Below are 17,953 nucleotides of genomic sequence, written 5' to 3' on the forward strand. Positions count from 1 at the left end.
CGGTGGCTGCGGTGAATGGTCCGGTGTCGACGGTGGTCAGTGGTGATCCCGAGGCGCTTCAGGAGCTTGCGGACAGCGCGGATGGTGCGGGTGTGCGTACTCGGATGGTGTCGGTGGATTATGCGTCACATTCGGCGCAGGTCGACGAGTTGCGGGACGAGATTGTCCGGCAGTTGCAGGGCATTGAGTCGCACGAGGGTGTGGTGCCGCTGGTCTCGTCGATGAGTGGTGAGTGGAATCCGACCATGGATGCGGAGTATTGGTTCGCGAGTCTGCGGGAGACGGTGGAGTTTGAGCGGGCGGTTCGGATTTTGGGTGAGGGTCATGGTGTGTTTGTTGAGGCTTCTCCGCATGCGGTGTTGACTGGCGCTATCGCGGACACCCTCGACGAGCCGGTGGTCACCGGCACGCTGCGTCGCGACGATGGTGGCGCGTACCGGCTGCTCACTTCCTTCGCGGAGGCCTACACCCAGGGCGTGCCCGTCGACTGGACGACCGTCGTGCGCGGCACCGCGATCGACTTGCCGACCTACGCGTTCCAGCGCGAACGCTACTGGCCCGCACCGATCCGGCAGCCGGTGCAGAGCGACGAAAGCCTCCGTTACCGCGTCACCTGGGCTCCGGTGCCCGCGAGGACGGCCGTGCCGAGCGGCACCTGGCTGGTGATCGGCGAAGCCCCCGAGGTCACCGCCGCGCTCGGCGACGTCGACGTGGTCACCGCGACCCTCGAAACCGTTCCGGAAGGCGACTTCGACGGCGTCCTGTACGTCCCCGAAGACAACGGTCTGACCGGGACGCTCGCGCTGGTGCAACGCGATCTCGGCGCACCACTGTGGGTGCTGACCCGTGGCGCGGTGGCCGCGGTACCGGGCGAGCCGGTGCCGGCGCCGGAGCAGGCTCAGGTGTGGGGCTTCGGCCGGGTCGCCGCACTGGAGCACCCGCAACGCTGGGGCGGGCTGGTCGATCTTCCCTCCACTGAGGACAACCGGACGGCCGACCACCTGCGTGCGGTCCTGGCCGGCACCGAGGACCAGGTCGCGCTCCGCGAGTCCGGAGTGCTGGCCCGGCGGCTCGAGCGAGCTCCGGCCCCGCACCGCACGCAGGAGTGGCACCCGAGCGGCACCGCGCTGATCACCGGTGGCACGGGCGCGATCGGCGGGCACGTCGGCCGCTGGCTGGCCGGGCGGGGCGCGAGCGGGATCGTGCTGACCAGCCGGTCCGGACCGGCGGCGGGGCCGGCACTGGCCGCGGAGCTGGCGGAGTCGGGCACCGCGGTCGAGGTTTTCGCGTGCGACGTCGCCGAGCGCGATCAGGTGGCGCACCTCGTCAACCGGCTCGGCAGCCTGTCCACGGTCGTGCATGCCGCCGGTGTCGGCGACGGTGGCCCGATCGACGAGACCACGGCGGCCGACCTCGTCGCTGCCACCCGCGCGAAAGTCGACGGCGCGCGGTGGCTGGACGAGCTGACCGGCGAGCTGGACGCATTCGTCGTGTTCTCCTCCGGCGCCGCGACCTGGGGCAGCGGACTGCTCGCCGGTTACGCGGCGGGCAACGCGTTCCTCGACGCGCTCGCCGAGTCGCGCCGGGCGCGGGGCCGGGCGGCGACATCGATCGCCTGGGGCCTGTGGGGTGGCGGCGGCATGGTCGGCGGACCCGCCGGCGAGCAACTGCAGCGCTACGGCATGCGTGTGCTCGACCCGGCGCGTGGCATCCGCGCGCTGGCCGGGATCCTCGACGGTGACGAGCCTGCGATCACGGTGGCCGACGTCGACTGGGAGAAGTTCGCGCCGACGTTCACCCTGCGCCGTCCGAGCCCGCTCATCGCGAGCCTGCCGGAAGTCCGCAGCCAGGCCGTTGAAGACCCCGGCACCGACTCGGAGCTGGGGCGACGGCTGACCGGGCTCCCGCGCACGGAGCAGGACCGGGTGCTGACCGAGCTGGTCCGCGCGGAAGCCGCGGCGGTGCTCGGCCACAGTTCGCCGACGGCGGTCGAGCCGGGCCGCGCGTTCAAGGAACTGGGTTTCGATTCGCTCACCGCGGTGGAGCTGCGCAACCGCCTGACCACGGCGACCGGCGTCAAACTGCCCTCGACCGTCGTCTTCGACTACCCGAACGCGACCGCGCTCGCGGGCAGCCTCCGCGCGGAGCTGCTGGGCGCGGACGCCGAGGCCGGCATCGCCGCGAACGTGGCGAACGACGAGCCGATCGCGATCGTCGGCCTCGGCTGCCGTTACCCGGGCGGGGTGACCGGCCCCGAGCAGCTGTGGGACCTGCTCGCCACGGGCACCGACGCGGTCGCCGGCTTCCCCGCCGACCGCGGCTGGGACTTCGTCGAGCAGAACTACGGATCCGAGCAGGTGGCGTCCGGATCGGCGTACGTCCGGCAGGGCGGGTTCGTCTACGACGCCGCCGATTTCGACGCCGCGTTCTTCGGCATCAGCCCGCGTGAGGCGCTGGCGATGGACCCGCAGCAACGGATGCTGCTGGAGGTTTCGTGGGAGGCGCTGGAGTCGTGTGGCCTCGACCCGCGATCGCTGAAGGGTTCGCGCACCGGGGTGTTCGTCGGCGCCACCTACGCCGGCTACGGCATGGGCCTGGCGAACGGTGACAGCGGCGTCGAGGGCTACTTGCTCACGGGTGGCCTCACCGCGGTCATCTCCGGCCGCATCTCCTACACGCTCGGTCTGGAAGGTCCGGCGGTCACCGTGGACACGGCGTGCTCCTCCTCGCTGGTCTCGCTGCACCTCGCCGCGCAGGCGCTGCGATCGGGGGAGTGCTCGATGGCGCTGGCCGGTGGCGTCGCGGTGCTGTCGACACCGGGTGCGTTCATGGAGTTCTCCCAGCAGGGCGGCATGGCGGCGGACGGCCGGTGCAAGGCGTTTGCCGCCGGGGCCGACGGCATCGGCTGGGGTGAAGGCGCGGGCATGATCGTGCTGGAACGGCTGTCCGATGCGCAGCGCAACGGCCACCGGGTGCTCGCGGTTGTCCGGGGCAGTGCGACGAACCAGGACGGCGCGTCCAACGGCCTCGCCGCTCCCAACGGCCCTTCGCAGAGCCGGGTCATCCGCGCCGCACTTGCCGATGCCGGTCTGTCCACTTCGGACGTCGACGCAGTGGAGGCACACGGCACCGGCACGTCGCTGGGCGACCCGATCGAGGCGCGTGCGGTGATGGCGACCTACGGCCAGGACCGTGACCGGCCGCTGTGGCTCGGTTCGGTGAAGTCCAACATCGGCCACGCGCAGACCGCGGCGGGCGTCGCGGGCGTGCTCAAGATGGTGCTCGCGCTGCAGCACGGCGAGCTGCCCCGCACGCTGCACGCGGACGAGCCGACCCCGCACGTCGACTGGACCGAGGGCGACGTGCGGCTGTTGACCGAGGCTGTGCCGTGGCCCGCCGGTGAACGTCCGCGCCGGGCCGGGATCTCGGCGTTCGGGATCAGCGGGACCAACGTGCACGTCATCGTCGAGGAGGCACCTGCCGCGGCACCCGCACCGGTGGAGGTGCGTCCGGCGCCGGTGGTGGCGGCCGGCAGCCCGGTGTGGGTGCTCTCGGGCGCGTCGAAGCCCGCGCTGGCCGCGCAGGCCGGCCGGCTGCGCGAATACGTTGTGGCGCACCAGGACCTGGCGGCGGAGGACATCGCATGGTCGCTGGCCACGACACGGACCCGGTTCGAGCACCGTGCCGTGGTGGGCGGGCCGGATCCGGTGGCCGGGCTCGCCGCGCTGGCGACGGACCAGCCTGCGCCCGGGATCGTGACCGGCACGGCCGCCCCCGGCGGGGCGGGCCGCACGGTGTTCGTGTTCCCCGGGCAGGGCAGTCAGTGGCCCGGCATGGGCCGGGAATTGGCTGCTGCGTCCCCGGTGTTCGCTGCGCGGCTGGCCGAGTGTCGTGCGGCCCTGGCGCCGTATCTGGATCTGGACGCTGCACTGTCCGGTGAGTTGGTGGGTGCGGATGTGGTGCAGCCGGCGCTGTGGGCGGTGATGGTCTCACTCGCCGAGGTCTGGCGGGCGGCCGGTGTGCGCCCGGATGCGGTGCTGGGTCACTCGCAAGGGGAGATCGCGGCGGCTGCGGTGGCAGGCGTCCTTTCGTTGGAGGATGCGGCGAAGGTAAGTGCCTTGCGCAGCAAGGCACTTACCGCACTGGCGGGTCGTGGTGGAATGCTGTCGGTCGCGGAACCGGCGGATGCCGTGCGTGCCAGGATCAAGCGATGGGGCGACCGGGTTTCGGTGGCTGCGGTGAATGGTCCGTTGTCCACGGTGGTCAGTGGTGATCCGGATGCGCTCCGGGAACTTGCCGAGAGCACTGATGTGCGTACTCGGATGGTGTCGGTGGATTATGCGTCACATTCGGCGCAGGTCGACGAGTTGCGGGACGAGATTGTCCGGCAGTTGCAGGGCATTGAGTCGCACGAGGGTGTGGTGCCGCTGGTCTCGTCGATGAGTGGTGAGTGGAATCCGACCATGGATGCGGAGTACTGGTACGCCAGTCTCCGCGAGACGGTCGAGTTCGAACGCGCGATCCGCACGCTGGGCGAAAACCACGGCGTCTTCGTGGAAACCTCCCCGCACGCTGTTCTCACTAGCGCGATCGAGGACACCGTCGACGATGCCGTCGTGGTCGGCACGCTGCGCCGCGACGACGGCGGCGCCGAGCGACTGGTGACCTCCTTCGCCGAGGCATACGTGCACGGCGTGCCGGTCGACTGGACGACCGTGCTCGACGGGCAGCAGGTGCCGCTGCCGACGTATGCGTTCCAGCGCCGTCGTTTCTGGCCCGAACCGGTCGCTCCGGCGGTTCCGGTCGATTCGGGTGAGTCGGGCTTCTGGGCCGCGGTCGAACGTGGTGACGTGCACGGTTTGGCCGGACAGCTGGCGCTGGAGGACGAGCAGCTGGCCGGGGTGCTGCCCGCGCTGGCGTCGTGGCGGCTCCGCGAGCGGGCCGACGAGTCGGTGGCCAACTGGCGCTACCGCATCACCTGGACACCTGTCGCCGAGCCCGCCGCGACCGTGCTGACCGGGACTTGGGTGCTCGTCGCACCGTCCGGCGATGCCGCCGCGGCCAGCGCGGAAGCACTGGCCGGGCGCGGAGCAACGGTCGCCGTGGTGACCACCGACGCGACCGATCGGGCCGGGCTCGCGGCGCAGCTGCCACGTGGTGAGATCAGCGGCGTCCTGTCCTTGATGGCACTCGACGGCCTTCCACTGGCCGCGCACCCGACGGTGCCTGCCGGGCTCGCCGCGACGCTCACCGTGGTGCAGGCCCTCGGCGACGCGGGGATCGATGCACCCCTGTGGGTCGTCACGCAGGGCGCGGTCACGACGACCCCCGACGAACCCATGACCGCCACCGCACAAGCGCCGGTCTGGGGTCTCGGGCGCGCCGTCGGACTGGAGCACGCGGAACGCTGGGGTGGCCTGATCGATCTGCCACCGGAGTGGGACGAGCGCACCGCCGCCCGGCTGTGCGCGGTCCTCACCGGTACCGAGGACCAGGTTGCGCTGCGGCGCACCGGGATCCTCGCGCGCCGGCTCGTCCGCTCGGCCACGCGCACCGCACCCGGTCGGCAGTGGCGTCCGGAAGGGACGGTGCTGCTCACCGGTGGCACCGGTTCGATCGGTGGCCGCGTCGGGTCGTGGCTCGCCGGTCGCGGGGCGCCACGCGTGGTGCTCAGCAGCCGGTCCGGTCCGTCGGCGCCGGGAGTCGCGGACCTGGCCGCGGAGATCGCCGACGGCGGTGCGCGCGTCGACGTCGTGTGCTGCGACCTCGAGCAGCGGCCCGCGGTAGCCGGACTGCTCGACCGCATCGCCGGGGAAGGGCCGTCGCTGTGCGGGGTCCTGCACTCCGCCAACGCCGCGTTCCTGTCCCGGCTGGAGGACACCAGCGTCGAAGGCCTCGCGGTGTCGATGGGTGCGAAGGCCACCGGCGCAGTGCATCTCGACGAGCTGACCGCGGATCTGGACCTCGACGCGTTCGTGTTGTTCTCCTCGATCTCCGCGACGTGGGGCAGCAACGACCACGGTGCGTACGCCGCGGGCAACGCGTTCCTGGACGCACTGGCCGAAAACCGGCGCACACGCGGGCTGCCGGGCACCTCGATCGCTTGGGGTGTCTGGGATACCCGGGACTGGGCTGCGGTGGACGCTGGTCTCGACCAGGCGCGTCCGGGTAGCGTCACGCCGGCGCGGCTGGTGCGGCAGGGCATGAACTTCCTCGACCCGGACCGGGCGCTCACGGCGCTGGGACAGGTGCTCGACGACGGGGACACCTTCCTGGCGCTGGCCGATGTGGACTGGGCGCGGTTCGCCCCGGTCTTCACGGCCAAACGGGACCGGCCGCTGCTCGAGCTGATCCCCGAGGCGGGGGAGCCCGAGCGGGGGTCCGAAGAGGACAGTGGCGGTGGAGGCGAGCTCGCGGACCGGCTCGCCGGGCTGGCGCCGGGGGACCGGCCGCGGGTGGTGACGGAGGTGGTGCGGAAGCAGGCCGCCGCGGTACTGGGACTGGACGCGGTCGCGGAAGTACCCGCCACGCGGGCGTTTCGCGATCTGGGGTTCGACTCGCTGACCGCGGTCGAGTTGCGCAACCGGCTCGGCGCCGCGACGGGGCTGAAGCTGCCGGCGACGGTGGTCTTCGACTACCCGAACGCGGCCGTGCTGGGCGAGTTCGTGCTCGGTGCGCTCGGTGGGGGCGAAACGGGTTACCCCGCGACGCTCGACGAGGTGGACCGGCTGGCGGCCACGCTCACCCCGCCGGACGACGCGGCACGCGCGGAGATCGCGGCGCGGCTGGAGGCGCTCGCGCAGCGGTTCCGGGCGCGCGCGGCCGACCGGGCGGCCGAGGACGCCGCCGCGGAACAGGCACTGGCCTCGGCCGGGGCCGAGGAGATATTCGCCCTCCTGGAGGACGAGCTCAACGACGACCTCGATTGACCAGATCCGCCCGACGCCTGCCGGCCCCGGTCGAAGGAAGTGACACGGATGCAGAACGAGGAGAAGCTCCTCGACTACCTCAAGCAGGTCACCGCCAAGCTGCGCACGACGCGCGCGCGGCTGCGTGAGGTCAGCGAGCGGGAGCCCATCGCCGTGGTCGGCATGGGCTGCCGCTACCCCGGCGGCGTGCGGGATCCCGAGGGGCTGTGGGCGCTGCTGGCATCCGGTGGCGACGCGATCTCGGCGTTCCCCGCCGATCGCGGATGGGACGTGGAGTCGTTGTACGACCCGGACCCCGAAGCGGCCGGCACCACCTACGTCGCGGAGGGCGGGTTCCTGCACGGGGTCGCGGACTTCGATGCCGGTTTCTTCGGGATCTCCCCGCGCGAAGCGCTCGCGATGGACCCGCAGCAGCGGCTTCTGCTGGAAATCGCCTGGGAGGCCGTCGAACGGGCCGGGATCGATCCGGAGTCGCTGCGTGGTTCCGCCACCGGGGTGTTCGCCGGCGCCGCGCCGTCGGGCTACCTGGGCGCGGGTGCCGGGATGGCCGGTTCCGAAGGTCACCTCATCACCGGCAACGTCACGAGTGTCATCTCCGGCCGCGTCTCCTACACCCTCGGTCTCGAAGGCCCGGCGGTCACCGTCGACACGGCGTGTTCGTCTTCACTGGTCGCGGTACACCTGGCCAGCCAGGCGCTGCGGGCACAGGAGTGCTCGCTCGCGCTCGCCGGCGGGGTCACCGTGATGGCGGACCCGGCGGAATTCGTCGGGTTTTCGCGGCAGCGTGTGCTCGCCGCGGACGGCCGCTGCAAGGCGTTCGCGGCCGGCGCGGACGGCATGGGCATCGCCGAAGGTGCCGGAATCGTTGTGCTGGAACGACTTTCCGACGCTCGGCGGAACGGTCACGAGGTACTCGCCGTGCTCACCGGAGGCGCGGTCAACTCCGACGGCGCATCGAACGGCCTCACCGCGCCGAACGGCCCTTCGCAGCAGCGCGTGATCCGTGCCGCGCTGGCGAGCGCGAAGCTCGGCACCGGCGACGTCGACCTCGTCGAGGCGCACGGTACCGGCACCGAACTGGGCGATCCCATCGAGGCGCAAGCGCTGCTGGCCACCTACGGACAGGGCCGTTCCGCGGAACGGCCACTGTGGCTCGGGTCCGTCAAGTCGAACATCGGGCACGCGCAGCAGGCCGCGGGTGTCGCGGGGGTGATCAAGACTGTCCTGGCGTTGCAGCACGGCGTGCTGCCGGCGACGCTGCACGCCGAGGAGCCGTCACCGCACGTCGAGTGGGATTCCGGGAACGTGCGGCTGGTGCAGGAAACCATGCCGTGGCCGAAGGGCGAGCACCCGCGGCGTGGCGCGGTGTCCGCCTTCGGCATCAGCGGCACCAACGCGCACCTCATCCTCGAAGAGCCGCCGGAGCCGCCGGAGCCGCCGGAGCCGCCGGAGCCGCCGGAGCCGCCGGAGCCGCCGGAGCCGCGGAAGTCGCGGGAGCCGGCGGGGCTGGCGGAGTTGCCGGAGCTGTCGGCGGTCGGGGAGGAAGACGCGCCGGTCGAGGTGCGAACGGCCGTCCTCGACCGGCCGGATCCCTTGCCGTGGCTCGTTTCCGGCCGGGGTTCCGCCGGGCTGGCCGCGCAGGCCGGGCGACTGCGGGAGCACGTACTCGCGCGTACGGAGCAGGATCCGGCCGACCTTGCGTGGTCGCTGGCGACCTCGCGCACGGCGTTTGACCGCCGCGCGGTGGTGCTCGGGCACGACCGCGGCGAGCTGACCGGCGGACTTGCCGACCTGGCCGCCGGACGGCCCGCGCCGGAAGTGGTGACCGGGACGGTCTCCGCGGGCGGTGTCGGCCGGACGGTGTTCGTGTTTCCCGGGCAGGGCAGTCAGTGGGTCGGGATGGGCCGGGAGCTGGCGCAGGTGTCGCCGGTGTTCGCGGCCCGGCTGGCCGAATGTCGTGCGGCCCTGGCGCCCTATCTGGACCTGGACGCTGCGCTGGCCGGTGTGCACGGGTTCGAAGCGGCGGACGTGGTGCAGCCGGCGCTGTGGGCGGTGATGGTCTCGCTGGCGGAGGTGTGGCGGGCGGCCGGTGTGCGCCCGGATGCGGTGGTGGGTCATTCGCAGGGGGAGATCGCGGCGGCTGCGGTGGCAGGCGTCCTTTCGTTGGAGGATGCGGCGAAGGTGGTTGCCTTGCGCAGCAAGGCACTTACCGCACTGGCGGGCCGTGGTGGAATGCTGTCGGTCGCGGAACCGGCGGATGCGGTGCGTGCCAGGATCAAACGATGGGGTGCCCGGGTTTCGGTGGCTGCGGTGAATGGTCCGTTGTCCACGGTGGTCAGTGGTGATCCGGATGCGCTCCGGGAACTTGCCGACGGTGCGGATGTGCGTACTCGGATGGTGTCGGTGGATTATGCGTCACATTCGGCGCAGGTTGACGAGTTGCGGGAGGAGATTGTCCGGCAGTTGCAGGGCATTGAGTCGCACGAGGGTGTGGTGCCGCTGGTGTCGTCGATGAGTGGTGAGTGGAATCCGACCATGGATGCGGAGTACTGGTACGCCAGTCTCCGCGAGACGGTCGAGTTCGAACGCGCCGTCCGGATCCTCGGCGAGGACCACGGCGTGTTCGTCGAAACCTCCCCGCATGCGGTGCTGACCGGAGCGATCTCCGACACCCTCGACGAGCCGGTGGTCACCGGGACCCTGCGCCGCGACGACGGTGGCGGGGACCGGTTGCTCACCTCGTTCGCCGAGGCCTGGACCCGAGGTGCGACCGTCGACTGGCGCACCATCCTTAGTGGACAGACGGTGCCGCTGCCGACGTACGCGTTCCGGCATCGCCGGTTCTGGCCGGTGTTCGAGCAGCCACCCGTGGCGACCGAGGACGCCGAGTTCTGGGCCGCGGTCGAGGGCGGTGCCGTCGCGGAGCTGGCGGAAGCACTCGACCTGGCCACTGACACGGTCGAAGAGCTGCAGCCCGCCCTCGCCGCGTGGCGCCGGCGCAAGCACTCGGCGGTCAACGGCTGGCGCTACCGCATCACCTGGGCACCGACGGTGGAACCGGCGGGCACCGGCCTGACCGGAACGTGGCTGGTCGTCACCCGCGACGACGCACCCGGCACGGTCGAGGCACTGCGTTCCCGCGGTGCCGGGGTCGAGCTGGTGAAGACCGACGCCACCAGCCGCGACGAGCTGCTGGCCGCGCTGCCCGCCGGGGACTACGCCGGGGTCGTGTCGCTGCTCGCACTCGACGAGCGGCCGCTGCCCGGACACCCCGTGGTGCCGAACGGCGTTGCCGCGACCCTGGCCCTGGTGCAGGCGCTCGGCGACGCCGGGATCGAGGCACCGCTGTGGGCCCTCACCTCGGGTGCGGTGGGGGAGCAGCCGTCGATCCCGCAGGCCCAGGTGTGGGGCTTGGCGCAGGTCATCGGCCTCGAGCTGCCGGAACGCTGGGGCGGTCTGATCGACCTGCCCGCCGCCTGGGACGACCAGACCGCCGCCCGGCTCGCCGGAGTGCTCGCCGGATGCGGTGAGGACCAGGTCGCGATCCGGCCGGCCGGGCTCCTCGCGCGACGGCTCGTGCGGGCCCGCGCGCCGAAGCCGGGTCGCTACGAACCCCGCGGCACGGTCCTGATCACCGGTGGCACCGGCCTGATCGGCAGCCGGATGGGTGCGTGGCTCGCCGAACGCGGCGCCGACCGGCTCGTGCTCACCAGCCGTTCCGGCGCAGCTGCCGACGGGGTGCCTGCGCTGGTCGCGGACCTCGCCGGCCGCGGGTGCGCGGTCGAGGTCACGGCATGCGACATCGGGGTGCGCGACCAGGTCGCCGGACTGCTGGACCGCATCGCGGCGACCGGACCGCGGCTGTCCGCCGTCGCCCACGCCGCGGGGGTCGCGCGCGCGTCGTTCGTCACGGACACCACCGTCGAGCAGCTGGCCGAGGTCTCCGCCGGAAAGGTCGACGGCGCTCACCACCTCGACGAGCTGACCGGTGACCTCGACGCCTTCGTGCTCTTCTCCTCCGGTGCTGCGACCTGGGGCAGCGGACTGCTCGCCGGATACGCGGCCGCGAACGCCGCGCTCGACGCCCTCGCCGAATCCCGTCGCGCCCGCGGTCTTGCCGCGACGTCCGTGGCGTGGGGCTTGTGGGGCGGCGGTGGCATGGGTGCCGGGGACGCCGGTGACCAGCTGCGCCGCTACGGCCTGCGCGTGATGGACCCTGATCGTGGCATCGAGGCGCTGGCCCAGGCCCTTGACGGCGGAGACGGTTTGCTCGCGGTCGCCGACATCGAGTGGGAGCAGTTCGCTCCGACCTTCACGATGCGCCGTCCGAGCCCGTTGCTGTCCACGCTGCCGGACGCCGTCCGCGCGCTGGCCGGTCACGCCGACGAAGCCGAGAACGGTGAGCTGGCCCAGCGTCTCGCGTCGCTGCCCGGTGAGGAGCGGCTGAGCACGCTCGTCGGGCTCGTCCGCACCGAGGCCGCCGCGGTGCTCGGCCATACCGACGCCGCCGAGATCGAGCCCGAGCGGGCGTTCCGCGACCTCGGGTTCGACTCGGTCACCGCCGTCGAGCTGCGCAACCGGCTCACCGAGGTGACCGGGATCCGGCTGCCCTCGACCGTGGTCTTCGACTACCCGTCCGCGACCGCGCTCGCCGGGTTCGTGCTCGACGGCCTGTTCGGCGCGGCAGCAACGCCCGCGCAGGTCACCGCCACGGCCGCGGAAGACGACCCGATCGTCGTCGTGGGCATGGGCTGCCGGTTTCCCGGCGGCGTCGGCTCGCCCGAACAGCTGTGGGACCTCCTCGCCGCCGGGACCGACGCGATCTCGCCGTTCCCGAAGGACCGTGGCTGGGACATCCGCGGCCTCTACGGCCAGGAGGGCGGGTTCGTCCAGGACGCTGCCGAATTCGACGCCGGGTTCTTCGGCATCTCGCCGAAAGAAGCGCTGGCGATGGACCCGCAGCAGCGGTTGCTGCTGGAGGTCTCGTGGGAGGCGCTGGAGCGCGCGGGCATCGACCCGTCGGCGCTGAAGGGCTCCCGCACCGGCGTGTTCGCAGGCGGCTGGTTGCAGGTCTACGGCAACGTGCTCGCGAAGAGCTCGATGCAGGGCTACACCCCGGCTTCCGACGGCGGAAGTGTCCTTTCCGGACGCGTCTCCTACACGCTCGGTCTCGAAGGCCCGGCCGTCACGATCGACACCGCGTGCTCGTCTTCGTTGGTAGCGCTGCACTTCGCCGTCCAGGCGTTGCGCGCCGGGGAGTGCACGCTCGCGCTCGCCGGCGGTGTCACGGTGATGCCGACGCCGGGTGCGTTCGGGTTCGGTTCCGCGCTGGCGCTCGCCGAGAACGGCCGGTGCAAGCCGTTCTCCGCCGATGCCGACGGCATGGGCATGGGCGAGGGCGCCGCGATGCTGGCCGTCGAACGCCTCTCCGACGCCCGCCGCAACGGGCATCCGGTGCACGCGATCGTTCGTGGTACCGCGGTCAACTCCGACGGCGCGTCCAACGGCCTCACCGCGCCGAACGGACCTTCGCAGCAACGCGTGATCCGCGCGGCGCTCGCGAGCGGCGGACTGTCCACTCAGGACATCGATGCGGTCGAGGCGCACGGCACCGGCACCGTCCTCGGCGACCCGATCGAGGCGGGCGCGCTGATCGCGACCTACGGTCAGGACCGGGATCGCCCGGTGTGGCTGGGTTCGGTCAAGTCCAACCTCGGGCACACGCAGGCCGCCGCCGGCGTCGCGGGGATCATGAAGATGGTGCTGGGCATGCGGCACCAGGTGCTGCCGCGCACGCTGCACGCCGAGGAACGCTCGCCACACATCGACTGGGACTCCGGGCGCGTGCAGCTGCTCGCCGAGCCGGTCGCCTGGCCGGCCGGACCGCGCCCGCGTCGTGCCGGGATCTCCGGGTTCGGCATCAGCGGCACCAACGCGCACGTCATCGTCGAGGAGCCGCCTTCGGTCGAGGCACCGCCGGTGCTCGGCCTGCCCACGGTGCTCACCGGCGAAGTCCACGCGTGGCCGGTGTCCGGCCGCACCGCCGACGGGCTCGCCGCACAGGCCGGCCGGCTGCGCGAGTTCGTACTGGCCGCTCCGGAGCTCGATCCGGCCGACACCGCGTGGTCGCTCGCCACGACCCGCACCACGTTCCCGCACCGCGCCGTGGTGGTCGGCGAAGACCGCGAGGAACTGGCCGCGCGGCTGGCGGCGGTGGCGACCGGGCAGCCGGATTCCGCTGCCGTCACCGGTTCGGTGCCGGTCGGCGGACCGGGCAAGGTCGTGTTCGTGTTCCCCGGACAGGGCAGCCAGTGGCCGGGTATGGGCCGGCAGCTGTTCGCCGAGTCGCCGGTGTTCGCGGAGCGGTTCACCGAATGCGCCTACGCACTGCGATCCGTTGTGGACTGGGATCCGATCGCCGTGCTCACCGGTGCCGACGGGGCACCCGAGCCGGAGACCGCCGAGATCCTGCAGCCCTTGCTGTGGGCGCTGATGGTCGCGCTCGCCGAGGTGTGGCGCGCAGCCGGGATCACCCCGGACGCCGTCGTCGGCCACAGCCAGGGTGAGATCGCCGCGGCGACCGTCGCCGGGATTCTGTCGCCCGAGGACGGCGCGCGAGTGGTTGCGTTGCGTTCCAAGGCGTTGAGTGAGCTGGACGTCGAGGGCGGGATGCTGTCGGCGGTCCTGCCTGCCGAAGAGGTCCGCGAACTGCTTGCGCCGTGGGGTGCGCGGCTGGCCGTCGCCGCGGTGAACGGTCCACAAGCGACGGTCGTGTCGGGTGAGCCTGAAGCGCTGACGGAGTTCGAACGTGAGCTGCGTGCCCGTCGGGTGCTGCGCTGGCGTATCCCGCAGACCGATTTCGTCGCGCACTCCAAGCTGTGCGAACCGGTCGAAGCCGTGCTCGCCGAGACGTTGCGCGACCTGCGGCCCACCACCGGCGCGGTGCCGTTCTTCTCCACGGTCGAGAACCGCTGGCTGACCGGACCGGAACTGGACGCCGCCTACTGGTACGCCAACGTCCGCAACACGGTCCGGTTCGCCGACGCCACCATCGCGCTGGCCGAGTCCGGGCACCGCAGCTTCATCGAGGTTTCCGCGCATCCGGTGCTCACCACCGCGGTCGAGGACGTGCTGGAAACGCGCGCCGAACCGGTGCTCACCGGAACCCTTCGGCGGGACGACGGCGGCGCCGCTCGCGTGTTGTGCTCGCTCGCCGAGGCGCATGTCCACGGCCTGCCGGTGGACTGGGCCGCAGTGCTCGGCGGCGGCCGCCAGGTCGAACTGCCGACCTACGCTTTCCGGCACCAGCACTACTGGCCGAAGCCGAACGGTGCCAACGTCGACGGCGCCGAGGAGCTGGGTCTGGACCCGGTCGGGCACCCGTTGCTGGGTGCCGCGGTGGAACGCGCCGACGGCGGCGAACTCGTCTGCACCGGCCGGGTTTCCCTGCGCACGCACCCGTGGCTGGCGGACCACGTGATCCGCGGCGCGACGGTGCTGCCCGGCGCGGCGTTCGCCGAACTGGCCTGCACCGCGGGCGCGCACGTCGGCTGCGGCCTGGTCGAAGACCTGACCCTGGAAGCGCCGCTCGTGGTGCCTGCCGACGGAGCAGTGCGGCTGCAGACGGTGGTCGCCGCTCCCGACGCGGAGGACCGTCGCCCATTCACCGTGTACTCCCGTGCCGGGGACGACCTGCCGTGGACGCGGCACGCGTCCGGCGTGCTCTCCTCGGCCGTGGAGCTGCCCGCGCCGGACGCCGACTTGGCAAGCTGGCCGCCCGCCGGCGCGGAACCGGTGGAGATCGACGGCTTCTACGCACTGACCGCTGAGGGCGGCTACGCGCTCGGCCCGGTTTTCCAAGGCCTGCAGGCAGTGTGGCAGCGTGGCACCGACGTGTTCGCCGAGGTCACGCTGCCGGAGGAGGCTTCGGCGGACGCCGCGGTGTTCGGTCTGCACCCGGCGTTGCTCGACGCCGCGCAGCAGGCCGGGGTGTTCGCGACCGGCGGCTGGGACTCCGGCGAGACGTGGCTGTCGTTCGGCTGGTCCGGTATGGCCCTGCACGCCGCGCACGCCCGGACGGTGCGGGTCCGGCTGCGCCGTGACGCAGACGGTGGGCTGTCGCTCACCGCAGCCGACGCGGCGGGTGCGCCGGTGTTCACTGTGGACGCCGTGGTGATGCGCAAGGCGACCGCTGCGGACACCCCCACCGGTGACCGCGCCGGGGAAGCGATGTTCGGCGTCGACTGGGTACCGGTCCGCGCCGCGCGCCGGGAACCGGCCGGCGGCTGGGCCGTGCTGGGTGAGCTGGCCGTGCCCGGGGTAGAGACGCGTTCCTGCGACACGCTCGACGATCTCGCCGGCACCGAACCCGAAATCGTGTTGGCCACGCTGCCGGACAACGACGGCACGCCGGAGCAAGTACGGCGGGTGACCGGCGAAGTGCTCGGTCTCGTGCAGCAGTGGCTGGCGGAACCCGGTTTCGAATCCGCCCGGCTGGTGCTGGTCACGCGCGGCGCGGTCGCGGTCACGCCAGGAGAGGACATCACCGACCTGGCCGGTGCGGCGGTGTGCGGCCTGGTGCGTTCCGCGCAGTCGGAGAACCCGGACCGCCTCGTGCTCGTCGATCTTGCGCCCGACGCTCCGGCGGAAGCACTCGTCACGGCGTTGAGTTCCACCGAAGCCGAGCTGGCGATCCGCGCCGACGGCGTCCGGACACGTCGCCTCGTCCGGCCCGCGGACGGGGGTGTCCTGCCTGCCGAGCCGTGGCGCCTGACCGGCGACGGCATCGAGCCGTGCCCGGTGGCTGCCCCTGCGGAGGGTGAGGTCCGGGTGGCGGTTCGCGCGGCGGTGTTCGGCGGTGACGACGGATTTGCCGGTGTGGTCGCGGAAACCGGTTCCGGCGTGACGCGGTTCGCGACCGGCGATCGCGTGCGCGGTACCGCACCGGACAGCTGTGCCCGTTTCGTCACGATCCCGGCCGAGAGTCTCACCGCGATGGGCGACGAGTCCTACGCGGCGGCGGCCGGTCCCTTCCCCGTGCTCGACGTGCGCCGTGCGAAGGCCGCGCCGGGCCCGGTTGTGCTCACCGTTCCGGCCGACCCCCGTCCGGCCGGAACGGTGCTCCTCACCGGCGGCACCGGCAAACTCGGCGGAGTCGTCGCACGGCACCTCGCCGACACCGGCCGGGCCGCCGAGGTCCTGCTGACCAGCCGTTCCGGGCCGAGCGCCGACGGAGTCGCCGAGCTGGCCGCGGATCTCGCGGACCGTGGTGCCGCGGTGGGCGTCACCTCGTGCGATGCCGCCGACGCGGCCGCGCTCGCCACGGTGCTCGGCCGCGTGCCGCAGCTGACCGGCGTCATCCACGCCGCCGGGGTCCTCGACGACGGCGTGATCGGTTCCCTGACCCCGGAACGGGTCGACGCCGTGATGCGGCCCAAGGCCGACGCCGCCTGGCACCTCGACCGTCTCACCCGCGGCCGCGACCTCGATCTGTTCGTCCTGTTCTCCTCGGCGGCCGCCACGCTCGGCGCACCCGGCCAGGGCAACTACGCCGCGGCCAACGGATTCCTCGACGCGCTCGCCGCCCGTCGCCGTGCAGCCGGACTGCCCGCCGTGTCGCTGACCTGGGGCCTCTGGGCGGACGCGACCGGTATGACCGAGGGCCTGAGCAGCACCGAACGGGCCAAGTTCAGCCGCACCGGCATCGGCTCGCTCGAAGCCGGACAGGGCCTGGCACTGCTGGATCTGGCTCTGCAGCGGGACGAAGCAGTGCTCGCGCCGCTCCCGCTCGACGTGCCGACGCTGCGGGCCGTCGCCCGTGCCGGTGGCCGGCTGCCCGCCGTGCTGAGCGGCCTCGCACCCGCGCCACGGGTGGCCAAGGACGTCTCGGCCGGTGCCGCCAGCGCCGCGTTGCGGGAGCAGTTCACCCGGGCCGCTGCGGCGGAACGCGACGGCATACTCGTCGAGCTGGTGCGTGCGCAGGCCGCCGCGGTGCTCGGCCACGGCGCACCGGAAGCCGTCGAGGTCGAGACGAGCTTCCTGGAGCAGGGCATGGATTCCCTGACCGGCGTGGAGTTCCGCAACCGGCTCGCGATGGTGACCGGGCTGCGTCTCACCGGCGCGCTCGCGTTCGACCACCCGACCCCGGCCGCGCTCGGTGCCTATCTCGCCACCCGGTTGTCCGAAGAGGACACACCGAAGCCGGCCGCCCCGGCCCCGCTGGAGTCGTTGACCACGCTGTACCTCCGCGCCGCCGAGGAAGGCCGTGCAGGCGAGGTGATGCAACTCGTGCAAGGTCTGGCTCAGTTCCGCGCGAAGTTCACCGAAGTGTCCGAAAAGGACCTTCCGCCGGTGGTGCCGGTGTCGCGCGGAAAGGCGCGGCCGCGCGTGGTCTGCCTGCCGTCGTTCGCCGGCACCGCAGACGCTCGTGAGTTCGCCCGCTTCGGTCGCGGCTTCCGGGGCGCCAGGGCGGTGTCCGCACTGCCTGCCCCCGGTTTCACGACCGGGCAACGACTCGCCGGCACCCCCGAAGCGCTGCTCGATGCGTATGCCGCGGCGATCCGGAAGTCGTTGCCGGATGAGGATTTCGTGCTTGCCGGCTACTCTTCGGGCGGTCTGGTCGCGCACGCGCTCGCGGCGAAGCTGGCGGAGACCGGCACCGGACCGTCCGCACTGGTGCTGATCGACACGTTCACCCCGGAAGACGCCGGGGTGCCCGAGGACGTCCTCGCGGCGCTCCCCGGCGCGGTACTGGCCGGGGCGGGCGACGCCGAGGCCACCGGCGGTGATGGCTGGCTGACCGCGCTGGCGCACTACTACGGGTTCGACTGGCGCGGCCTGCCGGAGCTGGCCGTGCCGACCCTGCTCGTCCGTGCGACGAGCGCACCGGACTCCCGCTGGGGCTTCGCCCGTGACGTCACGACGGTGACCGTGCCGGGAGACCACTTCACGATGATGGCCGACCACGCCGAAACCACCGCGCGAGCCGTCGAAGCGTGGCTCGCCGAGCGAGGAGAACGGTAACC

Annotated in this window: 2 protein-coding genes; both read left to right on the forward strand. The window is 72.5% G+C overall.

Going from position 1 to position 17,953, the window contains the following annotated elements; translation table 11 throughout:
- Positions 1–11 precede the first annotated feature (11 nt).
- A complete protein-coding gene (locus ABD793_RS40030; RefSeq protein WP_344868876.1) occupies positions 12–6,929 on the forward strand; it encodes a type I polyketide synthase in 6,918 nt (2,305 codons plus the stop codon).
- Between the two features lie 39 nt (positions 6,930–6,968).
- Positions 6,969–17,951 carry a type I polyketide synthase gene (locus ABD793_RS40035; protein WP_425548847.1) on the forward strand — a complete coding sequence of 3,661 codons (10,983 nt, stop codon included), beginning with the start codon at positions 6,969–6,971 and terminating at the stop codon, positions 17,949–17,951.
- The last annotated feature ends 2 nt before the right edge of the window (positions 17,952–17,953 follow it).

Origin of the sequence: Amycolatopsis ultiminotia (assembly GCF_039536925.1) — a bacterium.
Classification (GTDB): Bacteria; Actinomycetota; Actinomycetes; order Mycobacteriales; family Pseudonocardiaceae; genus Amycolatopsis; species Amycolatopsis ultiminotia.